This window comes from Arthrobacter sp. UYNi723, assembly GCF_054057635.1.
Genome location: NZ_JBSRZM010000007.1, coordinates 1 through 24,217 on the forward strand (window position 1 = coordinate 1; position 24,217 = coordinate 24,217).

The 24,217-nt window shown below is 64.3% G+C and carries 19 protein-coding genes; 2 read left to right on the top strand and 17 right to left on the bottom strand.

Translation table 11 applies throughout. From position 1 onward, the window contains the following. Nucleotides 1–97: 97 nt before the first annotated feature. The 16 genes from ACVWY0_RS07230 to ACVWY0_RS07305 form a co-directional block, all read right to left on the bottom strand. Complete coding sequence (locus ACVWY0_RS07230; RefSeq protein ID WP_485836087.1) at nucleotides 98–1,138, bottom strand: alpha/beta fold hydrolase; 1,041 nt, start codon at nucleotides 1,136–1,138, stop codon at nucleotides 98–100. Nucleotides 1,139–1,232: 94 nt separating this feature from the next. After that, entirely contained in the window at nucleotides 1,233–1,814 is a 582-nt protein-coding gene (gene pyrE / locus ACVWY0_RS07235; RefSeq protein WP_485836088.1) for an orotate phosphoribosyltransferase, read from the bottom strand. A gap of 127 nt (nucleotides 1,815–1,941) precedes the next feature. Next, entirely contained in the window at nucleotides 1,942–4,221 is a 2,280-nt protein-coding gene (locus ACVWY0_RS07240) for a gluconokinase, GntK/IdnK-type (RefSeq protein WP_485836214.1), read from the bottom strand. Nucleotides 4,222–4,274: 53 nt separating this feature from the next. After that, nucleotides 4,275–5,504: a D-mannonate dehydratase ManD gene (gene manD, locus ACVWY0_RS07245; RefSeq protein WP_485836089.1), complete on the bottom strand. Its 1,230-nt coding sequence runs from the start codon at nucleotides 5,502–5,504 to the stop codon at nucleotides 4,275–4,277. Nucleotides 5,505–5,549: 45 nt separating this feature from the next. Then, entirely contained in the window at nucleotides 5,550–6,980 is a 1,431-nt protein-coding gene (gene uidB, locus ACVWY0_RS07250) for a glucuronide transporter (protein WP_485836090.1), read from the bottom strand. 300 nt (nucleotides 6,981–7,280) lie between these two features. Continuing rightward, nucleotides 7,281–8,711 (bottom strand): mannitol dehydrogenase family protein, encoded by a 1,431-nt coding sequence (locus tag ACVWY0_RS07255; protein ID WP_485836091.1) that lies wholly within the window; start codon nucleotides 8,709–8,711, stop codon nucleotides 7,281–7,283. Further along, nucleotides 8,708–10,114: a glucuronate isomerase gene (uxaC, locus tag ACVWY0_RS07260; RefSeq protein ID WP_485836092.1), complete on the bottom strand. Its 1,407-nt coding sequence runs from the start codon at nucleotides 10,112–10,114 to the stop codon at nucleotides 8,708–8,710. Before uxaC ends, ACVWY0_RS07255 begins: the two co-directional genes overlap by 4 nt. An 81-nt stretch (nucleotides 10,115–10,195) precedes the next feature. Further along, a complete protein-coding gene (locus tag ACVWY0_RS07265; protein WP_485836093.1) occupies nucleotides 10,196–11,257 on the bottom strand; it encodes a LacI family DNA-binding transcriptional regulator in 1,062 nt (353 codons plus the stop codon). A gap of 106 nt (nucleotides 11,258–11,363) precedes the next feature. Continuing rightward, nucleotides 11,364–12,530 carry a Gfo/Idh/MocA family protein gene (locus ACVWY0_RS07270; RefSeq protein ID WP_485836094.1) on the bottom strand — a complete coding sequence of 389 codons (1,167 nt, stop codon included), beginning with the start codon at nucleotides 12,528–12,530 and terminating at the stop codon, nucleotides 11,364–11,366. A gap of 52 nt (nucleotides 12,531–12,582) precedes the next feature. After that, the gene (locus tag ACVWY0_RS07275; RefSeq protein WP_485836095.1) at nucleotides 12,583–13,443 is read right to left on the bottom strand and encodes a sugar phosphate isomerase/epimerase family protein; all 861 of its coding nucleotides are present in this window, start codon (nucleotides 13,441–13,443) and stop codon (nucleotides 12,583–12,585) included. Between the two features lie 47 nt (nucleotides 13,444–13,490). Beyond that, nucleotides 13,491–14,396, bottom strand: coding sequence for an ATP-binding cassette domain-containing protein (locus ACVWY0_RS07280; RefSeq protein ID WP_485836096.1), 906 nt, complete (start codon nucleotides 14,394–14,396; stop codon nucleotides 13,491–13,493). Then, on the bottom strand, nucleotides 14,393–16,267 hold the full coding sequence (locus ACVWY0_RS07285; RefSeq protein ID WP_485836097.1) for a dipeptide/oligopeptide/nickel ABC transporter permease/ATP-binding protein: 1,875 nt from the start codon (nucleotides 16,265–16,267) through the stop codon (nucleotides 14,393–14,395). Before ACVWY0_RS07285 ends, ACVWY0_RS07280 begins: the two co-directional genes overlap by 4 nt. Further along, the gene (locus ACVWY0_RS07290) at nucleotides 16,264–17,205 is read right to left on the bottom strand and encodes an ABC transporter permease (protein WP_485836098.1); all 942 of its coding nucleotides are present in this window, start codon (nucleotides 17,203–17,205) and stop codon (nucleotides 16,264–16,266) included. Before ACVWY0_RS07290 ends, ACVWY0_RS07285 begins: the two co-directional genes overlap by 4 nt. A gap of 108 nt (nucleotides 17,206–17,313) precedes the next feature. Then, entirely contained in the window at nucleotides 17,314–18,840 is a 1,527-nt protein-coding gene (locus ACVWY0_RS07295) for an ABC transporter substrate-binding protein (RefSeq protein WP_485836099.1), read from the bottom strand. 191 nt (nucleotides 18,841–19,031) lie between these two features. After that, entirely contained in the window at nucleotides 19,032–20,045 is a 1,014-nt protein-coding gene (locus tag ACVWY0_RS07300) for a Gfo/Idh/MocA family protein (RefSeq protein WP_485836100.1), read from the bottom strand. Further along, nucleotides 20,042–20,902: a sugar phosphate isomerase/epimerase family protein gene (locus ACVWY0_RS07305; RefSeq protein WP_485836101.1), complete on the bottom strand. Its 861-nt coding sequence runs from the start codon at nucleotides 20,900–20,902 to the stop codon at nucleotides 20,042–20,044. The genes ACVWY0_RS07300 and ACVWY0_RS07305 overlap by 4 nt, the downstream gene beginning before the upstream one ends. A gap of 222 nt (nucleotides 20,903–21,124) precedes the next feature. On the opposite strand from ACVWY0_RS07305, the gene ACVWY0_RS07310 reads away from it, so the two are divergent. Next, a complete protein-coding gene (locus tag ACVWY0_RS07310; protein WP_485836215.1) occupies nucleotides 21,125–22,141 on the top strand; it encodes a LacI family DNA-binding transcriptional regulator in 1,017 nt (338 codons plus the stop codon). 141 nt (nucleotides 22,142–22,282) lie between these two features. Next, entirely contained in the window at nucleotides 22,283–23,104 is an 822-nt protein-coding gene (nadE, locus tag ACVWY0_RS07315; RefSeq protein ID WP_485836102.1) for an ammonia-dependent NAD(+) synthetase, read from the top strand. A 169-nt stretch (nucleotides 23,105–23,273) separates the two neighbouring features. Here the strand turns inward: nadE and ACVWY0_RS07320 are convergent, their stop codons facing one another. Beyond that, nucleotides 23,274–24,056, bottom strand: coding sequence for an IclR family transcriptional regulator (locus tag ACVWY0_RS07320; protein ID WP_485836103.1), 783 nt, complete (start codon nucleotides 24,054–24,056; stop codon nucleotides 23,274–23,276). Nucleotides 24,057–24,217 lie beyond the last annotated feature (161 nt).

A 24,217-nucleotide genomic window follows, 5' to 3' on the forward strand; every position in this document is an offset into this window, starting at 1 on the left:
ACGCCGACAACGCACCGTTCCCCGCGCCGTCAAACGCAAAATGTCCAACTGGCCACTCAAGCGAACACCAAAAACCACAAAGTAAACGGCATTGGATCTAGAAGACCGTCACCTTCGAGCCGCCGCGGGGCAGCGGGAAAAAGTCGTCCATCAGCCGCTCCACGATGGGCCGGTAGATGAGCGGATTCCAGCCCGGGCTCGCGTGCGCCGGCAGGGCACCGTCCGTTTGCAGGTCCATGGAGACCAGGTGGGGTTGGAACGCTGCCGACCACGCGTCCTTGGCCGTCTGGTAACGGACTGTGCGGTCTTTCGGGTTGCCGATGTACGCCATCCGCGTGGCGCCGAGCTTGTCCACAAACCGGTTGCCGTCGAAGTGGTAGATGTAGGCCGACTCGGACTGGATGAGCACACTGGAGGGGGCGATCGGGGACAGCTGCTCCAGTGTCTGGTCCAGGATCTGACGCCAGGTGCGCTCGTCCTTGTGGATGACGCGCTCCCCCAGTTCGTAGCTGCCGCGGACCACGGACGGGACCCGGAAGCCGCTCTCGTACAGGAACACCACGCCGTCGAACCAGCTCTCGTCCAGCACGTCGCTCCGGCTGTAGGGGCTGGAGTCCAGCAGGATGAAATCCACCTCCACGCCGTGGAATTCCCGGAGCCGCGCTGCCACCTGGGTGGCCACCATGCCGCCGAAGCTGTGGCCGTAGAAGAAGAGCTCGGTGAGCTTTTTCGCCCGGACGTGTTCGATGACGGCGATCACCACCTCGTCGATGTCCAGCCCTTGGTTGGAATAGCCGACGGCGGCGAGCTGGCCGCGCTTGTTCAGCGCACCACGCATCGCGTTCAGGATCCAGAGAGCCTCTTCCCAGCTGGTCTTGTAACCGGGGAAGAGGAACCAGCTGGCATTCGGGTAGTAGGCGTCGGCGAAGTCGTCCGCGACCTGCAGGATCCTGTTGACCCGCCGCTCCGCCTGGACACGGCGGGTAACCAGCATGTCCGCCGCCAACAGGGCCGAGGCGCCCGTGCCGGCCAGGAACCCGCGGCGCGAAAACCGCTTCAGTGCGGCGGCATTGGCAAGCAGCCGGGCTTGGTGGACACCAGGCTGTTCCTGCGGATCTGCTTCCTCCCTGTACGGCACACCTCTACCGTAGCCACAGCGGAAGCCGCCGCTGCAACCCCGGCCCTCGACAACCCTGGGCGGGAGCGGCTGCCGTACCCGCTAGGAGGCCGAGCTAGGAGAGCCCCAGCTCGTCTTTGCCGAATGCGAACAGATACGGCACGCCGGTCTCGGCTTCGATTTTTTCCTTGGCGCCGGTGTCCCGGTCCACGATGACGGCCACGGCCACCACGTTGCCGCCGGCCTTTTTGACACCCTCAACAGCGGTGAGCGCGGAGCCGCCGGTGGTGGACGTATCTTCCAGCACCAGGACCTTGCGGCCCTCAACCGACGGACCCTCAACCTGGCGGCCCATGCCGTAGGACTTCTGGGCTTTGCGAACCACAAAGGCGTCCACGGTGCGGCCGGCGTCCACCGCGGCGTGCATAACAGCGGTTCCCACGGGGTCAGCACCCATGGTCAGGCCACCGGCGCACTCAAAGTCGATCCCGGCGTCGTCCGTCAGTGCCAGCATTACCTGGCCCACCAGCTTGGACGCCTCATGGTGCAGCGTGATGCGGCGCAAATCGATGTAGTAGTCGGCCTCGGCGCCGCTGGAGAGGATCACCTTGCCGCGGACCACGGCAAGTTCCTTGATCAGTTCCAGCAGGCGGGCACGGGCAGCAGTGCTGGAAGCAGCATCAGGGGTGGCAGTCATGGTCTCCAGTTTACTTGAGGCCTCGACGCGGAAATGGCCCTGTGACGCAGAAACGGAATGGCGCTACGCGTATCCGCGTAGCGCCATTCCATCTGCGAGTCGTCAGCCTAAAACCGCAGCGATAACCCTAGAGCCGGGTGTCGAAGGAATCGCAGAAGACATTCTCGTTAAACGTCCCCTGGAACTCGGACTTACCCATGATCTTCTCGATCGTTGCGCGGATAGCCTCCACGGTTCCCGCATGGGCGTGGATGGCGGTCTTGACCATCGGCACGTCAATGAGGTGGTTGGGCTGGTTCAGCGATACAAACACCGTGGGAACCTCGGTGACGTACCACGGGATTTCCGCGGCCATCGGGGTGGACCACTTGATCCGGATCGCCGCTTCCTGGGCGAAGCCCTTGACGTTCGCGACGACAAACGCCGCGTCGTACTTGTCCGCGTAGTCGCCGGTGGCTTCCTCGGAGATGATGGACATGAAGTTGATGCCCGTCTCCCCCGCAGCTTCGCGCTGAGCGGCGGTTTTGAACAGGTGCACCTCGAAGCCGGCCTTTTCCAACTCGTCCTTGACCGTCTCCAGGTACGCCAGCGGGTCCGCCCGGGTGAAGTCCGAGCCGCCGGAGATGCCGTACAGGCGGATCCGCTTGTGCGTTTCCGGCCGGATGGGCAGGTTATGCGCCGTGTCCTTGACCAGGGTGACGGTCTTGTCCGCGATCTCCGCAGCGATGGCGCGGTGGGCGTCGCTGCCGATCACAGCGAGTGCCTCCACCGGAGGAACCAGTTCGTTGCGGTCCTTGAGGTGGAGCCCCAGCGAGGCCTTGAGGGCCAGGATGCGGCGCAGGGCGTCGTGCAGGCGCCGCTCCGTGATGACGCCGGACTTGTAGCCGTCCAGCATGTACTGGAAGTCTTCGTCGGCGTTGCGGAAGAACAGGAACATGTCGCAACCGGCGGCTATGGTCGCGGGAACCAGGTCCTTGCGCTTCATGGCCTGGGTGAGCCCGATCATCTGCGAGGCGTCCGTGAGGATGAGCCCGTTGAAGCAGAGTTCGCCGCGCAGCAGGTCCTGGAGCAGTTCCGGGGCCAGGGTCGCGGGACGGATATCCTTGTCCGCGATGCCCGGGCGGAAGTGCCGGGAAAGCTCCGGCGCGCCGATGTGCCCGATCATGATGGACTGCACGCCGTGCCCGATCATTTCGCGGTACACGTGGCCGTATGTCTTGTTCCACTCGTCGTAGCCGAGAGTGTTGTAGGACGTGACCACGTGCTGGTCCCGCTCGTCCATGCCGTCGCCCGGGAAGTGCTTCATGGCACAGGCAGTGGGTGATTCACTGATCCCGTCGAAGTACTCCTTGGCCCGTTCCACCACGATCTCCGGCGTGTTGCCGAAGGCCCGTGTGGAGATGACCGTGTTCCGCCAGTTGTAGTGGATGTCCACGATCGGGGCGAAGGCCCAGTTGCAGCCGAGGGCCGCGGTTTCGACTCCGGCAACCTGCCCCATCTGGCGTGCGATGGACTTGTCCGGGTGCGAACCTGCCTGCAGGTGCGTGGACACAAACGTGCCGTCGTCGCAGCTTCCGGCGCCACCCATTTCCGGGTTGGACGCCACCAGCAGCGGCACCTTGGACTTCGACTGCGCGTGCCGGATGTGTTCCTGCACGGCAGCGGACGGGCCCGGCCGGTACCGCATGCCGCCCACGTGGAAGTTCTCCAGCACACCATCGAGGTACTCCGGGGAGTAATCGTTGTTGTGGTTGATGAACAGCTGCCCGATCTTTTCCTCAAGCGTCATCGATTCCAGGGTGGTGTTCACCCAGGTGACCGCTGCGTCGTCGAGGTTGAACGGCGCGGCCTGGAGGTCGACGTCGAACTGGCGCTCTGGGGTGCCGGTGGCACCAGCGGCACTTTCGTCGGCGGAATTTCCGACGGCGGCAGTCACCGCAGCTGCGATGCCCGCCAGCGCGTCGGCCACAACCTGGTCCACGGGACCGGCGATGTCCACCACAATGCCTGCCTCATCGGCTTCGAGCGCTTCGAGGGTGGCCAGCTGGGATTCCAGCAGCGCTGCCGGCATGAAGTGCCCGGAGCGGCCTTCCAGCCGCGAACCCAGGACTTCCTTGCTGCCATGCAGGTGCAGGAACACCGTATCCGGCGCCTTGGCACGGATGGCGTCGCGGTAACTGCGGCGAAGAGCCGAGCAGGCCAGAACCAGGCCGCCCTTGGCCGCTGCCAATTCAGAGCCCACCGTGGCGAGCCACGGCCAGCGGTCCTCGTCGGTCAGCGGAGTGCCTGCTGCCATTTTGGCGACGTTCTCCACCGGGTGGAGGGAATCGCCGTCGAGGAACGGCACGCCCAGTTCGCGGGCCACCAGGTCACCGATGGTGGTCTTTCCGCAGCCGGAGACGCCCATAACGATGACGCGGGGACCGGCGGCTCCCGTCGTGGAGTGGGAAATGGTGGCGGTCACCAGTCGTGCACCGTTCCGTCCACCAGGCGGTTGTACGGCAGGTAGGCCTGCTGGTACGGGTACGCCGCTGCGGCTTCCTCGTTGAATTCGACGCCGATGCCGGGCTTGTCGCCCGGGTGCAGGTAGCCGTCCTTGAAGGTCATGGACTGTTCGAAGACCTCGTTGGTCTTGTCCGAGTGCTGCATGTATTCTTGGATGCCGTAGTTGTGGATGGCCAGGCCAACGTGCAACTGGGCGGCGAAGCCCACCGGGGAGATGTCCGTGGGGCCGTGGAAGCCGGACTTGATCTGGTACTGGGCGGCGAAGTCCATGACCTTCTTCAGCGGGGAGATGCCGCCGAAGTGGGTGGAGGCTGCGCGGACGTAGTCGATCAGCTGTTCCTTGATGAGCGTCTGGTAGTCCCACACGGTGTTGAAGATTTCACCGATGGCCAGGGGGGTGGTGGTGTGCTGGCGGACCAGGCGCAGGCCCTCCTGGTTTTCGGCCGGGGTGCAGTCCTCGAGCCAGAACAGGTCGTACGGTTCCAGGGCTTTGCCGAGCTTCGCGGCCTGAATGGGCGTCATGCGGTGGTGGCCGTCGTGCAGCAGCGGGATTTCCGGGCCGAACTCGTTGCGCACGGCTTCAAAGACGGTGGGCAGGTGGCGCAGGTATGCGCGGGTGTCCCAGTCCTCTTCCTGCGGGAACGCGCCGCGGCCGGCGGGCTCGTAGTCGTAGCGTTCGCCCGAGGCCTGGGCCTGCGCGGCCACACCGTAGACGGCCTTGATGCCGGGGACAGCGGTCTGGATGCGGATGGACTTGTAACCCAGGTCCAGGTGCTCACGGACTGAATCGAACAGCGACTCGAGGTCAGCGCCGGAAGCGTGGCCGTAAGCGCGCAGGCCGTTGCGTGAAGCGCCGCCCAGGAGCTGGTAGACCGGCATGTTCGCCATCTTGCCCTTGATGTCCCACAGGGCCATGTCCACGGCGGCGATTGCGGCCATGGTGACCGGGCCGCGGCGCCAGTACGAGCTGCGGTACAGGAACTGCCAGGTGTCCTCGATCTTGTGCGGATCCTTGCCGATCAGCAGCTGGGCCACGTGCTCTTTGAGGTAGGCGGCAACAGCCAGTTCGCGGCCGTTCAGCGTGGCGTCACCGATGCCGGTGACCCCGTCGTCCGTAGTGATGCGCAGGGTCACGAAGTTACGTGACGGGCTTGTCACGAAGACTTCAGCGGCAATGATTTTCACGGCAGATCCTTTCGGGGACTTCTGGTCAGTTTGTGGTGCTGGGAGTTAGTGGCCGGCAGCGCCGGCGCCAACCGGCGTGCCGGCGTCAGCGGTTGTGCTGGCATCGGTGGTGGTGCTGGCGTCAGCGGCTTCGCCGGCGCCCACAGTTTTGGTCCGGCGTTCCTGGATCTCCTTGAGGATCTCCGCGTGCTTGGCGTCGGTCAGCGTGTACTTGGACATTACTAATACGGCAAGGATAGTCAGCACGGAAGGGATCGCGCCCGCCGCAATCTGGATGCCGAACAGGGCGTCCGCGGTCTGCGCCGCTCCGGACTTGTAGCCGCCCAGTGCCAGGGCGTATGCCGCCAGGGCACCGCCCACAGCCTGGCCGGACTTGCGGGTGAAGGAGAACAGCGCGTACGTGATGCCCTCGGTGCGGACACCGGTCCGCCATTCGCCGTACTCCACCGTGTCGGCTTCCAGGGCCCACACCACGATGTTGACGGCCAGGACACCCACGAGGCTGACCACGAGGCCGGTAAAGCCCATCCAGACCTGGCCGGCCGGGGCGAAGAAGATGATCGCACCGCCGAGGACAGTGACCAGCGAAGAGTAGATGTAGACGCTCTTCTTGCCGACGTTACGGACAAGTTTGGGCATAAAGGCGGCCAGGAAGAAGGTAAGCGCCAGCTGGATGATGGACAGTACGGGGTACAGGTCCAGGCGGCCCAGGACGTCGCGCAGGTAGTACAGCTGCACGGAGGTCAGGGCGAGGTAGCCGGAGAGGAAGAAGAAGGAGCTCAGGCACAGCATCAGGAGGGGCTTGTTGCCTTTGACTGTGTCCACGCTCTGCTTGAACGTCACCTTGGGGACGGCGCGGTGCACGCGTTCCTTGGCGGTCAATGCGGTGAAGAAGTACAGCGCCGCCCCGATGACCACAAACACAAGGGTGATGGTGGTGAACATCGGCTGGAGATCGGCACCGGGCTTGATCAGCGGCGCAACGAAGATGCCCAGTGACGAGCCCACCAGCAGGGCGCCCACCATGCGGGCCGAACCCAGCTTGGCGCGCTCCCCCGGATCCTGCGTCATGGCGCCGGCCAGCGAGCCGTACGGAATGTTCACGAGGCTGTAGGCAAGGCCGAGGGCCGCATAGGTGACGTAGGCATACAGCAGTGTGCCGGATTCGCCCAGCTGCGGAACGGAGAAGGTTGCCACGCTCAGGAGGAGCAGCGGGATGGAGCCGAACATGATGAAGGGACGGAACTTGCCGAAGCGCTTGCTGTAGGTCCGGTCAACGATCCGGCCGGCGAAGACGTCAGCGAAGGCGTCAAAGAGCCTGACCACGAGCAGCAGGGTTCCGGCAGCCGCTGCGGAGATGCCGGCAACATCCGTGTAGTACACCAACAGGAACATGGTTGCGGTGGTGAATGCGAGGTTGTTAGCTGCATCGCCGGCGCCATAGCCGATGATGCTGAGCTTGTTTAGCTTTTTCATGAATTGGGCTCCTTTACCCTTGCCGCCGTGTTGGCCAGCGAAAATTATTGAAATGCTATGAAGCGGTGAATCTGTGGCGATGCTGGAGGCGGCAGGATCCGCATCCGGCGGGCGTACCGCCGTGTGTTTCTCGTTGTCTGTAATCCTAGTCATTTGGCAATAAAATGGCAAGCGGTTGCCATAGATTTCTGTTGAAGCTTCACAAAACTGCCCGTCATCGAAACAGCACTGCCCGGTCCAGGAGCCTGGACCGGGCAGTGCTGTTCTTGATGAAACAGAAGAGCCGCTGGGGCGTGATGCTTAGGCGTCCGCCGGGAATGTTCCGAGCAGGCCGGAAACCAGCTCCACTACGGCGTCATCCGCTGCGACGGCAGGATCCACCAGCGCCAGGACCGCCCGCAAACGCTCCGTGCCTTCCAGCTGGTTGGCCGCGGCCACCTCGGTTGCCAGCGGATCGTGGAACGTCTCGGCCGCTGCGCTGAAGTCAATCCAGGCCGCGATCATCAGCGCTGCAGCGGCACCGGACTTGCCCTGGGCCCGTTCGGCCAAGAGGACAGGCACGGCCCGCATGCGCAGCTTGGTGCTGCCGTCCATGGCGATCTGGGCCAGGTGGTGGGCAATGCGCGCATTGCTGAAGCGGGCCAGCAGGGCAGCGCGGTACGCCGGGATCTGCAGGTCCGCGCCACCGGCCGCGGCGCCGGACAGGTTCGCCTCGGCTTCGTCCCAGAAGCTTTCGACGGCGGTCAGGCACTGCGGGTCCGCGAGGGCCTGCGCCACCGTGGTGTGTCCGCGGAGCTGGCCGGCGTAGGCCAGCAGGGAATGAGCGCCGTTCAGGAGCCACAGCTTGCGGTTCTCGTAGGGCTCGATGTGGTCAACGAAGACCGCGCCGGCATCTTCCCAGCGCGGACGGCCAGCGGGGAAATCTCCGCTGAGCACCCAGTTGGTGAAGGGCTCAGCCACTACGGGCGAGTTATCCCGGTAGCCGCAGGCGGCCTCGACGGCGGCGATGTCCGCTTCCGTGGTGCGCGGCGTGATGCGGTCCACGGAGGTGCTGACAAAACTGACGTTTTCCTCGACCCAGGCAGCGAGCTCCGCGTCCCAGGCCTGTGCCAGGCCCGCCACGGCGTTGCGGGCTACCGTGCCGTTGTTGGCGAGGTTGTCGCAGCAGACGACAGCGAGCGGTCCGGCTCCGGCAGCCCGGCGCGCGGCGAGGGCGAAGACCAGCCGGCCCAGCGGCGTCGACGGGTTTCCGCTGCCGGAAGCCAGCAGCGCAAGGTCGCCGGCGACGTCGGACGCCGTCGTGTCCAGCTGTCCGTCGGCACCGAGCCGGTACGCCGCTTCGGTGACTGTCAAGGTGACTATGGCGGTGGCCGGTGCCGAAACGAGCTCTGCGAGCCGCTCCACGTCCGCGCCGTCCACCGCTTCCACGATGCTGCCGACGACGGCGAACGAGTCGCCGCTGTCAGCGCGCTCCACGAGCGTGAAGAGGCCGTCCTGCTCGGCAAGTGCCAGGGCAGCGTCCGGGCGCCGGCCGGTGAAAGCCGCAATGCCCCAGTCCGCGGCGTCGCTGGCCTGGCTGGTGTACCAGGCCTGGTGCGAGCGGTGGAAGGCACCAAGTCCGAGGTGGACGATGCGCACGGGTGGCTTGGCGGCGGCGTGCGTGCTCCGGTTCAGGTGCGGCAGCGATGCGGCAGCAGCCTTGCCCGTGGTGTCTGTCTCTTCGATGCTCACAGCTTGAAAACCCTTCGCGGGGAGGAATCGACGGTGTCCACGATGATTTCGTGGGCGCGGTCTTCACTGACACGGTGCTCGGCCACCAGTCGGGCCAGGAAGGAGGCTTCGATCCGGCGGGACGCATCGTGGCGGGCGGGGATGGAGCAGAAGGCTCTGGTGTCATCGATGAAACCGGAAGAACGCGAGAAGCCGGCCGTTTCGGTCACGGCGGAGCGGAACCGGAGCATGGCATCCGGGGCGTCCAGGAACCACCACGGTGCGCCCAGATACACGGACGGATAGAAGCCGGCCAGCGGCGCGAGCTCGCGGGAAAACACGGTCTCGTCCAGGGTGAACAGCACCAAGTGGAAGTCCTTGGCGGTGCCGAAGTCCTGCAGCAGGGGCCGGATGGCCTCGGTGTAGTTGGTGGCGAACGGGATGTCGTGGCCGGTGTCGGCGCCGAAGGCCTCGAACGTGGGCGTGTGGTGGTTGCGGAAGGAGCCCGGGTGGATGGTCATGACCAGCCCGTCCTCCACCGACATCCGGCCCATCTGGTACATCATGTGGGCTTCGAAGGTGTTGCGGTCCTCGGCCGTGGCCTTGCCGGCGCGGGCGAGTTCGAAGATCCGCTCGGCTTCGGCCTGGTCCAGCTTGAGCGTTGCCGGGGTGGCCACACCGTGGTCTGCCGAGACTGCGCCGTGCTCCACGAAGTAGCGGCGGCGGTTCTCCAGGGCGGTGATGTAGCCCGCGTAGCCGGTTGCGCCGTCAGCGGCGGAATCGATCAGGCGGTCAACGTTGGCACTCCAGGTGGGGTGCGCAATGTTCAGGTATGCATCGGGACGGAAGGTCGGCAGGACGCGGCCGTTGAACGTGGAGTCCTCGGCGATGGCCTTGTGGCTTGCGAGGTTGTCCAGGGGATCGTCCGTGGTGGCCAGGACCTCGATGTTGAAGTCCTTGAAAAGCTGGCGGGGACGGAAGCCCGGCTCCACGAGTTTGGCGGCGATGGCGTCATAGCTGGCGTCAGCGGACATCTCGCCCAGGTCTGCGTCCAGGTTGAAGACACTGTCGAACTGATTGCGCAGCCAGTATCCGGAGGCCGTGCCCTCGAAGAGGGGCCAGGCATCCACGAACGTGCGCCAGATTTCGCGTGACCCGGGCGTGGTGGGACCGCCGGCGCGCAGCTTGTCCAAGGGGGCGCCGTTGGCGTGGATCAGGCGGGTGACGTAGTGGTCCGGGCTGACGAGCAGCGCTGCCGGGTCCGGGAACGGCGTGTTGTGCTCGATGACGGCGGCGTCAACGTGGCCATGCGGGGAGATAATGGGGAGGTCCTGTACGCGCGCAAGGAGGTCCCGCGCAATGCTGCGCGTTCCGGGGTCGGCGGGCAGGAGCCTGTCTGGGTTGGCAGCAATCGACTGTGACATAGATCAATAATCTGCCTGGCGCCTCGTTTTGTCAACCGGTTGCCATGAATTGCCAAATGCTGGAATCGGCCCGTCCAGGACTCACTTCGCGGGCAGGATCCTCCCACTGGAACCCCGCAGCACCAGCTCAGTCTCCACGCTCAAAGTGCCGGCCTGCTCCCCGCTCCCGTGGAGGAAGTCCAACAGGCGCGTCGCGGCAGCCTCGCCGCATTCCCCCAGCGGCGAACGCACCGTGGTGAGCGGCGGCGTCGTGAAATCCGCGCCGAAGATGTCGTCAAAGCCGATGATGCTGATGTCGTCGGGCACCACCATGCCGGCGGCCTGGAGCTCCTGCATGAGCCCGATGGCCAGCAAGTCGTTGTACGTCATGACCGCGGTGGCACCGCTGGCGCGGACATCGCGCGCAGTCTGCCGGCCGCCGTCGACCGTTGGTTTGCTGGACTCAAGCCGCACCGCTTCGAGCCGGGACCATTCGCAAGCTGCCTGCACACCCTCCCAACGGCGTTCGGACATCCAGGACTGCGGCGGCCCCGCTACGTAGGCGATCCGCTGGTGTCCGTTGGCGGCCATGCTCCGGACCGCCTCGCTGATCCCCTTGTTGACGTCCGGGACCACGCACGGCACGCCCTCGACTTCGCGGTTGATGACCACCACGGGTTTGTCCTGTGCCAGGGCGCGGATGTTGTCATCGTCCATGCGCGGGCTCGCGAGAATAAGGCCGTCCACGGTGGCCATCAGCCGACGGGCGGCAGTCAGTTCGGTTGCCGGGGACTCCGCCGACTCGGCGAGCACCAGGGTGTAGTCCCGGCTGGTGGCGGTGGTCTCGGCGCCGCGGATGATGTCAAAGAAGGTGGGGTTGGTGATGTCCGCGACGATGAGGCCGAACGTGTTGGTCTTGCCCGTGGGAAGGGCGCGCGCGAACGGATTGACCTGGTAGTTCAGCTGGGCGGCCGCATCCTCGATGAGCTTTTGTGTTTTGGGACTGACCCTGCCCGGCTTACTGAGCGCGCGGGAAACGGTGGACGCGTTAACGCCGGCCAACTTGGCGATGTCGTAGATGGTCGCATTGGACTTGCCGTCGCGGCCATGCTTTTTGACCGAACCCGTTGATGGGGCGGTGTCCGGCGTTTGGGGTTCAGTCACCGCCCCATCCTAACGATGAAACCACTTAAGCAGGTCGCAGCTGTGGCCGTTTTGATGGTCCAAAACGGCCACAGCTGCTACTCAGCACCGGTACTCCCTCAGGAGGTTACGCGCGCTGGGGGAACTTGCCCTCTTCGGCGATGCGCTTGTTGAGCTCGGCGAGGAACTCGTTCTCGTCGAAGTCCAGTCCAACTTCCTTGCCGGTCCAGGCGGAGAGGTGGATGGCGTTGGCCAGGCGGACACCGTTTATGCCGTCCGAGCCCGGAGCCAGCAGCGGCGTGCCGTCCAGGATGTTGGCGGCGAAGTTCTCCAGGACACCGGCGTGCTGCGCACCCCAGACGGACTCGAACTCGATGACCTCGGTGGTGTAGTACTCCTCCGGGTTCAACTCGCCCATAAAGAGCTTGCGGACATCGTCCATGCCCATGCCGTCGCTGAGTTCGCGCTCGGGCTTGTGCAGGCGCGTCACCGTGGCGGTCTTGCTGCCCTCGACGACGATCTTGCCCTGGTCGCCCAGGATCTCGAAGCGGTCGGTCCCGGTCAGATCGTGCGTGGCCGTGACAAACACGCCGGTAACGCCGTCTCCGTAATCAACCACCGCAGTCACTTCATCTTCGACGGCGATGTCACGGCGGAAGCCGAAGGAAACCTTGGAGTAGACGGACTTCGGCACGCCGCAGATCCACTGCCACAGGTCCAGCTGGTGCGGTGCCTGGTTGACCAGGACGCCGCCGCCTTCGCCGCCCCACGTCGCGCGCCATTCGCTGGAGTTGTAGTAGCCCTGCGGACGCCACCAGTTGGTGATAATCCAGTTGCTGCGGCGGATCTTGCCGATCTCGCCGTTTTCCACAATCTCTTTGAGCTTCTTGTACAGCGGGTTGTTGCGCTGGTTGAACATGATGCCGAAGGAGAGCTCGGGCTTGGAGGCAGCGAACTCGTTCAGTTCCTTGACCTGCTTGGTGTAGACGCCAGCCGGCTTCTCCAGCAGCGCGTGGATGTTGCGCTTGAGGGTCTCGATGCCCATTTCGGGGTGCAGGAAGTGCGGCACGCAGGTCACGACGGCGTCAACGTCGCCGCTTTCCAGCATGGCGATGTAGTCGTCATAAAAGGGAGCGTCCGGGTACGTGGCCGAGGCGAGTTCCTTCTTGGCCGGATCGGTGTCGCAGATGGCGCCGATCACCATGTTGGGGACCATGCCGTCCGTGATGAACTTGGCGTAAGCGCCGCCCTGCTGGCCCAGGCCGATGATGCCGAGGCGTACTTTCTTGCTCACAGTTATTTGTCCTTCTCGTTGGTTGAGCTTGTCGAAACCAGAAGCGGTCCGCTTAGAAGAGCTCGGACTGCCCCAGGGCAACCAGGTTGTCGTAGGAGGTCTGCAGCGCTTCCCAGACCGTGCGGCCATAGAGTTCGTCCTGCTCCACCAGCAGGTACTGCGCGCCGGCAGCCTGCGCGGCCGGAATGATGGAGGCAAAGTCCAGGTTGCCTTCGCCCACTTCGGCGAACTGGACAACATTCTTGAACTCGGCCATGAAGCCCATAAAGTCGCCGGAATCCAGCAGACCCATGGCCGACTCCGGCATTTGGCCTATCCGGTAGTCCTTCAGGTGGACCATGGCCGTGCGGCCGGCGTACTTTTCCAGGGTGCGGACCGGGTCCAGGCCGCCGCGCTGGACCCAGTGCACGTCGATTTCCATGCCCATGGCCGGGGAGTTCTCCGCAATGATGTCCAGCATGTATTTGCCGTCGAACTTCGCGAACTCGATGTGGTGGTTGTGGTAGTACAGCCCCAGGCCCTGCTCCCGCAGGCGCTCGGCATACTCATTGGCCTGCTTGGCGAATTCAATCACCGCGCCGATGGACGTCATCGCCTCGAACGGCAGCATACCGATCCGCAGCAATTTCGAGTCCAGGCTCTTTGCGTCATCCACGATCTTGTCAAAGTGCTCCGCCAGGGAATCGCCGGGCCGGCCCTTGGGGGTCTCCATGGCCACGGAAAGGGCTGCGATGTCCATGCCCAGCTCGCTGCGGGACCGATCCAGTTCAGCGACGTTTTCCGGCGTCATCGGGATCTGCGAGATCTCGACGGCGTTGTAGCCGATGCCGCTGACCTTGCGGAGCGTTTCGAACGCCCCGATTTCGGTGAAGCTGTCCTTCAGCATCATTGCCTGTACGCCAATTTTGGCCACGTTATTCCTCCATTGTTGTTGCTGTTGAGTTAGTTCGGGCACGAGCCCTAGGCAAGGACAGCGGTCTGCTCGTTCTGCTGGCCCTGTTCTTCGAGCAGCCGGTGACGGTCGGCACGGCGCTTCTCCTGGCGGTCCGGATCCGGCACCGGGGAAGCGAGCAGCAACCGCTGCGTGTAGGGGTGCTCGGGGTTGCGCGTGACGATCTCTGCGGGCCCCTGCTCCACGATTTCTCCACGGTACATCACGGCTACACGGTGGCTGATGTGGCGGACCACGTCAAGGTCGTGGGAGACAAACAGGTAGGAGACGCCTGTGTCCTTCTGGATCTGCAGGAAGAGATCCAGGACGCGGGCCTGGGTGGACAGGTCCAGTGCGCTGACCGGCTCATCACAGACGATGAGCTTGGGAGACAGTGCCAGGGCGCGGGCAATCGCCACGCGCTGGCGCTGGCCGCCGCTGAACTCGCGCGGAAGCCGGTGGATGGCGTCCGACGGGAGGCCAACCTGGTCCAGGAGCTCCTTCACGCGTTTCTTTGCTGCTGCCTGCTCCATGCCCTGCACGCCCAGGGGTTCGGCCAGAATGTCGCCGATTTCCAGGGCGGGGTTCAGTGACGTGTAGGGATCCTGGAAGACCACCTGCATGTCGCGGCTGAGGATGCGGCGCTGCTTCCGGGTGGCGTGGCTGATGTCCTGGCCTTCGAAGGTGATCTTGCCGCCGCTCACCGGCGCGAGACCCAGTACAGACCGGCCCAGGGTGGTCTTACCCGACCCTGATTCGCCCACCAGGCCCAGGGTCTCACCCTGGCCGATGCTGATATTGATGTCGGTCAGGGCGCGGAATTTCTTGGCGCGGAAACCCTTGCCTGCGTAGTCCACCACCAGGTTCTCGACGCGAAGGAGTTCTTCGCGTGCCGGGGCTGATACCGCGGCGCTTGAGGCTGCAGTTTCCGTCACAGGACATTCTCCTTAGCACTTGATGACGCGGTTGAAGACGAAGCAGCTGAAACCAGCATGGTCATCGGTTCCTTGCCTTCCAGCATCGAAGCCAACAGGGTCTGGGTATAGCGTTCCTTCGGTTCGCGCAGGATCTCCCGCACGGGGCCCTCCTCCACCAGCCGGCCGTTCTGCATGACCACAACTCGGTCGCAGAGGTCAGCCACAACGCCGAAGTTGTGGGTCACCAGGATGACGCCGACGCCGAGCCGGCGCTGGAGGTCGCGGATGAGGTCCAGCACATCGGCCTGTACCGTGACGTCCAGTGCCGTGGTGGGCTCATCGGCAATGATGAGGTCCGGTTCGCAGCTGATGGCGCCGGCGATGAGCACACGTTGGGCCATGCCGCCGGATACCTCGTGAGGGTAGGCCTTGAAGGTGCGCTCCGGGCTGACAATGCCGACGTCGGAGAGGAGCTTCATGGCCCGCTTGGTGGCTTCTGCCTTTGAGATTCCCAGGACACGCATCATGGGCGTGACCAGCTGGTAGCCGATAGTGAAGGCCGGGTCCAGGTTGCTCATGGGTTCCTGCGGGATGTAGGAAATCCGCTTGCCGCGCAGCTTGGAGAGGCGGTCCTGATTGACCTTGTCCTCACCTGGGGCGACCGTGTAGTTGCCATCGAACTGGATGGCGCCGCCCACGATTCGTGCGGTGTCCGGCAGCAGGCCCAGGATGGAGAAGGCCGTCTGGGACTTACCCGACCCGGATTCGCCCACGATACCGAGGATTTCGCCGCGGTCAACGTGGAAGGAGACGTCGTCCACTACCTTCTTGATGGTGCCGTCAGCCTGTGGGTAGCCGACGCCGAGGTTGGTTACTTTGACGAGGTGGTGCTCGGTTCCGGCCTCGACGGCCGCAATGGTCTTGCGTGCTGTCTTGGCGGCGCTGGCGGCGGCAGCATCTTCGGCTTGATGGGCTTTCTGCCTGCGGTGCTTGATCTTCTCGCCGTCTTCCAGGGCATCGCGGATGGCGTTGCCCAAGAGGACCAGGGCGCCGATGGTCAGCGCCATGGCAAGCGCGGGCCAGAAGAGCAGTGTCGGCGTGAGGTAGACGTTCTTGAAGCCCTCGCTCAGCATCACACCCCAGGTGGCCTTGGCGGGATCGCCCAGGCCCAGGAACTCGAGCCCGGACTGGATGGCGATGGCCACGCCGGCGATCGCGGCCGTCTGGATGATGATGGGCGCGCGGACCACGGAGAAGATGTGGCGGGTGATGATACTGAGGTCTGACAGGCCGGAGACGCGGGCGGCATCGACGTAAAGCTCATTACGGACCGACTGCACCGCTGATCGTGTCAGGCGGAAGTAGGAAGGGCTGATCAGCACACCGAACGCGATCATGGCAATCCATACTGAAGGACCGAAAGCGGCCCGGATGGTCAGCAGGACAATCAGGCCGGGGAGGCTCATCAGGATGCTGACAATCCAGTTGGAGACCGCTTCAAACTTGCCTGCGTAGTAGCCGGCCACGAGGCCGGCCGGGAGGCCGATGGCAATGGCGACGGCGGCGCAAAGGAGCGCGGAGCTGAGGGTCAGCTGTGCCCCGAAGAGCAGCCGGCTCCAGACGTCGCGTCCTGAGCTGTCCGTGCCCAGGATGTTGACAGCGTCCGGCGCGGCGAGGGTCTTGGAGATGTTGGCGAAGTTCTCGTCGAACGGGGCCAGGACATCGGCGAAGACGGCCATCACTGCCATTGCCAGCAGAATGACGATGGCGATGATGCCGAGAGGATTCTTGAACAGGCGCTTGAGGACTGTTGACCGGACGACGGTCCCGGTCTGGCCCGACGTCCCAGGTGCGGGCGTCAGTGCTGAGGTTTCGACGGACTCGGTCACGAGGTACGCACCTTCGGGTTAAGCCAGCCGTTGAGCAGGTCAACGATGAGGTTGACCACAATGACGACGGCGACAGTGTACATAACAACGCCCATGACCACCGGCTGGTCACTCTGGCTGGTGGCGGCTACGGCCAGCGGCCCCATGCCGGGAAGGGCAAAGATCTGCTCGATGATGACCACGCCGCCCAGCATGCCGATCAACTGGAGGCTGAGCACGGTCAGTCCAGCCGGAGCTGCGCTGCGCAGGACGTGCTTGAACAGGACCTCGCGCTCACCGATGCCGCGGCTGCGCAGGGTGCGGACGTAATCGCGTTCGAGCTGCTTGATGACGGCGCTGCGGATCTGCTGCGCACCGCCGGTGACGCCGTTGATCAGCAGGGCGATCACCGGAAGGGTCAAGGAAAGCACCCAGGCATCCGCGCCGACACCGGGCGAAATGGTACTCGTGGCGGGGAACACGCCCATCTGGATAGCAAGGATGGTCACCAGGATGATGCCGATGACAAAGCCGGGGACAGAATCGCCGATGATTGCACCGATCTGGACGACGCGGTCCACCCAGCCGCGCTTTACTGCTGCGGCGACGCCAATGAGGGTGGCGATGATGGAGATCAGGAGCATGGCTGCAATCACCATGGTCATGGTCACCGGAATGCGCGTGGCGAGGGCGTTGGAGACGGGTTCAGAGGTGAACCAGGATGTGCCCAGGTCCCCCTGCAGGGCGCCCGTGAGCCAGCTGAAGTAGCGCGTGATGATGGGCTGGTCGAGCCCCAACTCCGCTTCCTTCACGGCCAGCTGATCCGGCGTGGCCTGGTCACCCAGGATGTTCCGCGCAATGCTGCCGCTCGATACGTAGAGCAGGGAAAAAACGAGGATCGAGACGGCGAACAGGACTACGAGTCCGCTGCCGAGGCGTTTAAGGATGAAAGTGATCATTGCTGGCTCCATTGAACTGGCATGGATTGGTTGCCCGGTCCGGCAGCCCATCGTTGGTGATGGGCTGCCGGACCTGCGCAGGGTTATTGTGTGGCTACGTACCCGGTATTACTTGGCCGGCGAGTAGTTGTAGATCGATGGAACGGCCTGCTGGACCTGCGGTTCCACGGTGATCTTGGAGTTGTGGTAGTACATCTGGTTCACGCGGAACATCGGGGCGAACCAGGCCTGCTCCACAACGTACTTGTTGACTTCCTGGGCCAGCTTGCCAGCGTCCTTGCCGCCCTTCTCGACTGCATCGATCTTGGCCTGCAGCTCGGGAGTGGTGTTCTTGAACGGGTTGTAGAGGGCCTTCGTGGAGATGATCTGGTTGGTGGCAACCCACGGCTCACCCTGGAAGAGGGAGAAGAACATGGTGGTGAACTTCTGGGCGGCGACATCGCTGGTGAACGTGTTGGTGATGGCGGCACCAATGTTCACGGTGATTCCAACGTCCGCCAGCTGCTGCTTGATCACTGCGAGCTGGGTTTCCCAGCCCGGAACCGACGGGATGTCGAGGACGACGCCGGTCTCGTAGCCGGCTTCCTTCAGGAGGGCCTTGGCCTTGGCCGGATCGTAGCTGTAGTAGTTCTCCAGCTCTTCGGTCCATGCACCGCTGGCCTTGCCGAACGGCTGCGACGTGGGGGTGCCCTGGCCCATCAGGACCTGGTCCAGGATGGTCTTGCGGTCAAAGGCGTAGTTGATCGCCTGGCGGACCTTGACGTTCCCCAGCGCGGGGTTCTTGGTACCGTCGCGGTCCATCAGCAGGAGACCCTGCCAGTCCACCTCGGTGGCGACCAGGTTCATCTTGGCGCCTTCAGCCTGCTTGCCGGTCTTGGGGTCCAGCAGCGTGGCGTCCACCTGGCCCGAAACGAGGGCGTTGGTGCGGGCGGTCAGGTCAATCAGGATCTTGAAGGTGACCTTCTCGAACTTCTGGAGGTCCTTGTTCCAGTAGTCCTTGCGGGCGGTGAACACCGACTGCGAGTCCTTCACTGTGGCGGCCTTGTCCATAACATACGGGCCGCTGCCTACGGGCTCGGTCTTGATGGCGTCGGTGCCCAGCGCCTTGGGGCTGCCCATCAGGCCGGCGGCCTGGCTGAGGTAGAACTCCAGGGACGGATCCGGGGCGGTCAGGTTCAGTTCGATGGTGTCGGCGTCAACAACCTTGACGTCGGAGACGGCGGTCAGCTGGGCCATCTGCGGCCCGTTGGCCTTCTTGAAGTGGTCCATGTTGGCCTTGGCGGCCTCAGCGTCGAACTTTGCGCCGTCGCTGAAGGTCACGTCCGTGCGGAGGTCAACCGTGAGCTTGGTGTTGGTCTCGTTGTACTTCCACGCGGTGGCCAGCATGGGGCTGAGCTTGCCGTCCGGTTCCCGCAGGATCAGGGAGTCGTACGCTGCCTGGTAAGGCTGGAGATAGTGACCGACGTGGGCCTGTGCCGGGTCCCAGGAGCGGAGTTCCTGAACTGCACCCAGTGACAGCGTCGCTGTTTTGGCCGTTGCGCCGGCGCCGGCGGGAGCGCCGCCGCCGCAGGCGGTCAGCGCCAGTGCTGAGCTGATGATAATAGCGGCAGCTGCCGCCTTGGGACCTAACTTCATTGTTGGCTCCTGAATCTGTGGAACGTGAGAGTTGCGATTGGGCCGGTGTGGCGTGGGCCACACCGGCCTTCGAGATTCAGAGTACGCATAATTGCCAACTTTGGCAACCGATTGTCAATATTGTTGCAATCTTGGCGAAAATGGCCGCGAATGAAACGTTCTAAGGGCTTCAATCGGTTGCCATAAGGCGGTCAGGAAACTTTCGCCGCCGCGTCCGGGTAGCTCTGCCGGTAAATTTCCTTGACGATCCTCAGCGATTTTTCCGCTTCCTCAGGGTCGATCCAGAACGGACCCTCGTCACCGAGCCGGGCATAGAAGTCGCTGATGAGCAACTCATGCGAGACCCCCCAATAGGCGCGCCCACCGGACTCCACCACACGCTCGGGAACCACTTCAACGCGGCCGTCCGCATAGGTGACCGTCAGGTCCCCGCGAAGACTGAGCGTCGCTTTCTCCGTGACGATGTCCAACGTAACCGGCGCGTTGACGGCGTTGGCCAGCGTGGCATAAAAGGCGCTGCGCGCACCGTTGGCGTGCTCGGCAACGAACTCCGCAGTGTCCTCCACCTCGATAGTTTCGCCCAGGAACCGGGTGGCCGCGTTGCCGGACAACGAAACGACGTCGCCCACCAGCCACTGCAGCAGGTCAACGGTGTGGATGGCCTGGTTCATCATGAGCCCGCCGCCGCCACCGTCCCAGGTACCCCGCCACGGCCGGCTGCGGTAGTAGTCGGCGTCACGGTGCCACAGCACCGTAGCTGAAGCCCCCGTTACAGCACCCAGCTCACCGGAGGAAATCAGGGCATGCATGGCCTGGGAGGTGGCGTTGTAGCGGTTCTGAAAGCAGACCGCGATCTTGGCGGTGGACGCTTTCGCGGTCTCCACCAGCCGGTGGCCCTCCTCGAGCGTGTGCGCGAGCGGCTTTTCCACAATCACATTCACGCCACGCTCAAGGCAGTCCGCCGCGATCGAGGCGTGCATGTTGTGCGGCGTCGTAATGTGCACAACATCCGGTCCGATGGCCTCAATCATGCTGAGGTGATCGGGGAATCCCGGGACGCCATAGGCGGCCACGGCTGCCGCGAGGCGGCCGGGATCTGAGTCACAGACCCCGGCCAGCCGCGCGCCGTCGAGCTTTGCGATTGCCTCAAAGTGGACTGCCGACACATCACCGCAGCCAATAACTGCGGCCTTGAGGTCGGTCACGAAAGTTCGATTCCGTTCTTGGCAGCAAGGACCGCGAAGGCGCGCGCGGCCATGCCGAAGGCAACCGGACCGGAGAAGCCGCCCAGTTTGTGGTGGCTGGCGAGGTGGGGTTCGAGTGAGGCAAAGCCTGCGTAACCGTCCGCCTTCAGGGCAGCAATGGTGGCGTCCAGTTCGCCGTCGCCGTGGCCGGAAGGCACAACCTCACCCGTGGCCATGATGGCGTCCTTGACCTGGAGGTATTCGAGGTAGGGGCGGAGCATGGCGTAACCATCGGTGTAGGGGCGGACGCCAACCTGGACGAAGTTGGCGTTGTCCCAGGCGATCCGCAGTGCGGGAGAGTCCACGGACTGCATGATGTCCAGGACGCGCTGCGGCGTATCGCCGTAGATGTCCTTTTCGTTCTCGTGCAGGAGTACGACGCCGGCGGTTTCGGCTTCAGCGGCCAGTGCCCGCATGCGCGTGAGGACGTCGTCGCGGATTTCCTCCGGCGTCTGGGCTTCGCTCCGGAAGAAGGAGAAGATCCGGATGTATTTGGTATCCAAGCCCTTGGCCACGGAGATGATCTGGCGAAGGCGCTCCACCTCGTGCTCCACGGGCAGGCTGATGTCCACCTTGCCGATGGGGCTGGCCACGGCTGAGACCTTCAGGCCCTTGGCGTCCAGGAGTTCCTTGAGATCGGCAACCTGCTCAGGCGTCATTTCTGAGACGTTGACGCCCCAGGCGCTGCGTACTTCGATGTAGTTTGCGCCGAGCGCCAGCAGGACAGCAGCCTGGATGGCGGGGTCCGTATCCACCTCGTCGCCGAATCCTGAGAGCGTCCAGATGGTGCTTGCTGCTTGGGTTGGTGTTTCGGTCACGGGAATCTCCTTAGGTGTGCCCGCGACGGGACAGCCTAGTGCCGCTCCGGCGCGCGGGTGACTCAGTTCACAAAAAAGTGCTGCCCTAAGTCTAGACACGTCAACTGTCAATGACAACCGATTGCCAAATGATTGCAGGCTGTGGCAATCTAGGAGCTACAGGGCTGTTGCAACCGTCACAAGCCCCCTGTCATCCCGTTCAGTGAGGAGCGCGCCATGGCGATGCAAGCAGCCGGAACAGACCGCCCTGCCACCATCCACGACATCGCCGCGATCTGCGGGGTGGCCGCATCCACCGTGTCCCGCGCACTTTCCACTCCGGACCGGGTCAACGTCCGCACCCGCACCCGCATCGAGGCGGCGGCCGCCGAGCTGAATTACACGCCGAACAGCCAGGCGAAGGCCCTGAGCTCCGGCCGCACCGGCGCCGTCGGCGTCCTGGTACCTGACATCACCAACCCGTTCTATTTTGACCTCATCCGAGGCACCCAGCTGCAGCTCAAGGCGGCCGGTTACACCCAGCTGCTCGTGGACACGGAAGAGTCCGACGAGGTTGAGGCCTCCACCATGGAGCAGTTGCGCAAGAGCGCTGACGGAATCATCGTCGCTGCGTCCAGGCTCAGCGATGAGGCGCTGCTGGCCGCGGCCGCCAGGATTCCCATGGTGACCATCAACCGCGACGTAGCCGGCGTTCCCGCCGTCGTGATTGACACGCCCTCCGCCACCAGCCAGGCGCTGGACCATCTGATTTCCCTCGGCCACACCCGCATCGCCTACATGGCCGGTCCACTCACGTCCCAATCCAGCACCCTCCGCTGGACAGCCCTGGCGGCCGCCGCCGAGGACCGCGGCGTGGACGTGCGCAGGCTGGGCCCGTTCGCCCCCAAGACACAATCAGGTGCCGCCGCAGCCGATGCGGCCGTGCACTCCGGCGTCACCGCCTGCATTGCCTTTAACGACCTCATCGCCATCGGCATGCTTCAGCGGCTGCGCGAACGCGGCATCCGGGTCCCGGAGGACATCAGCGTGGTGGGCTGCGACGACATCTTCGGCGCGGACTTCTGCAATCCCCCGCTGACCACCATGACGTCGCCGATCGAACAGGCAGGCCGCGTAGCAGTGTCCATGCTCCTGGCCCAGCTCAACCCGCTGGCGGGCGGTGGCAGCCGCAGCCGGTCGCTGATGCCTACGCATCTCACCGTCCGCGGTTCAACGGGAGCGGCACCGGCAGCGCTGTAGCTCTGGGCCCCAAGTGTCCGTTCGCGCTGAGGGTACCCAAGTGTCCGTTCGCGCCGGGCTGTGAGTGGTTCGGGTGGACACGTGGGTGGTTCGGGTTGACACAGTTGAGCGTTGTTGACAGGGCTGACTAGGCTGGATCACATGCGCGAACTCCAGGCCACCATCATCGAAGAAATGGGCGTGCAGCCCCGGATCGACCCCCTCGGGGAGGTGCGCAAGCGGGTGGATTTCCTGAAGGATTACCTCCGGGCAACCCACACGAAGGGCTTTGTCCTGGGCATCTCGGGCGGGCTGGACTCCTCCCTCGCCGGCAGGCTGGCCCAGCTGGCCGTGGAGGAGCTTGAGGCCGAAGGCGTGGAGGCCAACTTCGTGGCGGTCCGCCTTCCGTACGGCGTCCAGCACGACGAGGACGACGCCCAGGCCGCCCTGGACTTCATCCAGGCCAAGACGGAATGGACCTTCAACATCTCGGCCGCCGTGGATGGCTTCGAGGACGAATTCGAGAAGACGGTGGGGAACGGCATCTCCGATTTCCACAAGGGAAACACCAAGGCACGCACGCGGATGATCGCGCAGTACGCCCTGGCCGGCGAGCACAACTACCTGGTGATCGGCACCGACCACGGCGCAGAGTCCGTCACCGGGTTCTTCACGAAATTCGGCGACGGCGGCGCGGACATCCTGCCCCTGTTCGGCCTCAACAAACGCCAGAACCGCGAACTGCTGGCCGAACTGGGCGCCCCTGCCCGGGTCTGGGAAAAAGTACCCACCGCCGACCTCCTGGACGGCAAGCCCGGACGCACCGACGAAGACGAACTGGGAATCACGTACGACCAGATCGATGATTACCTCGAAGGCCGGGAGATCCCCGAAGCGGCGGCCGAGCTGATCGAACAGAAGTACCTCCGCACACGCCACAAGCGCACCGTGCCGGTCACCATCTTCGATACGTGGTGGAAATAAGCGGCACCCGAAGCACCCTCCCTGGATCCCTGATCAGGCCCCCTGACGCCCACCTGGCGCTGGAATTCCCCACTTTTGGGGCACGACGGCAGCGGGTCGCCCGAAAACGCGGCGCGCCGTCGTCGTTCCTTCCCTAAGCCGGGGAAACTCAGCGGCGACGACCGTGGATTCAGCGGCCGGTCAGTGTTGAACTCAGTGTGGAGCTGATCCGGTGGGCTTCCTCCATCAGCAGTTTGCCGAGGAACTCCTGCCGTTCCGGCCGGAACCGGGGTTCGATGCCGGTGAGTGAAAGCGCGCCCACGGGCCTGCCCAGCTGGTCGAACACGGCCGTCCCCATTCCCCAGCTGCCTTCCAGCACGAGGCCGGGATTCACTGCGAATCCATGCAGCCGGGTCCGTTCCAGGTTCCTGCGCACCACGTCCATGCTGTGGCCTGCCGCGAAACTGCCGGCGTGATGGTCCCAGCCGGACAGGATGGCTTCCTGTTCCTCGTCCGGGAGGAACGCCATGATGGCGGTCCCGGCCGAGGCCACACCCAGTGGAAATCGGACTCCCTCGTGCAGCACGAAGGAACGTACCGGGAAGCTGCCCTCTTCCCGCAGCACGCAGACCGTCTCCTGGCCCCTGCGGATGGAATAGAACGCGCTCTCGCCGGTCTCCTCCGCCAGCCGGCGCAAGCCTGGCCGCGCCAGGTCCTCAAACGGGAAGCGGGCCGTCGCCACTGATCCCAGCAGGAAAATCTCAGGGCCCAGGATCCAGTTTCCGCTGCGGGCATCGTGGTCCAGGAGGCCCTCCGCGGCAAGGGAGGCCAGGAGCCGGTGGACGGTGGGGCGGGTCAGCCCGGACTCCCGGACCAGCCCGGCAATCGAGCTGCCCTCCGGCTTCCGGCCGACAAGCCGGAGCAGTGATGCGACGCGGCCCACCACCTGCGCCCCTTGGACTGGATTCTTCATTCGGCTCACCAAACTCTCAAGAAATTCTCCACAATGTGGACAACTCAAAGCCTAGCGTCCACGCTGTGAAATATCTGCTGCGCTGGCACGATTGTGTCGTTGACTAGCTCCAGCGGCCGCCGTAGGCTCCTTCTTCAGGTCCAATGTCCACAAAGTGGATA

Coding starts and splice junctions, on each gene's coding strand:
- ACVWY0_RS07295 (WP_485836099.1), bottom strand. CDS start 18,840: ATGAAGTTAGGTCCCAAGGCGGCAGCTGCCGCTATTATCATCAGCTCA.
- pyrE (WP_485836088.1), bottom strand. CDS start 1,814: ATGACTGCCACCCCTGATGCTGCTTCCAGCACTGCTGCCCGTGCCCGC.
- nadE (WP_485836102.1), top strand. CDS start 22,283: ATGCGCGAACTCCAGGCCACCATCATCGAAGAAATGGGCGTGCAGCCC.
- ACVWY0_RS07310 (WP_485836215.1), top strand. CDS start 21,125: ATGCAAGCAGCCGGAACAGACCGCCCTGCCACCATCCACGACATCGCC.
- ACVWY0_RS07240 (WP_485836214.1), bottom strand. CDS start 4,221: ATGGGCGTCTCCGGCTGCGGAAAGACCACCATCGGTGACCTGGTGGCC.
- ACVWY0_RS07290 (WP_485836098.1), bottom strand. CDS start 17,205: ATGATCACTTTCATCCTTAAACGCCTCGGCAGCGGACTCGTAGTCCTG.
- ACVWY0_RS07320 (WP_485836103.1), bottom strand. CDS start 24,056: ATGAAGAATCCAGTCCAAGGGGCGCAGGTGGTGGGCCGCGTCGCATCA.
- uidB (WP_485836090.1), bottom strand. CDS start 6,980: ATGAAAAAGCTAAACAAGCTCAGCATCATCGGCTATGGCGCCGGCGAT.
- uxaC (WP_485836092.1), bottom strand. CDS start 10,114: ATGTCACAGTCGATTGCTGCCAACCCAGACAGGCTCCTGCCCGCCGAC.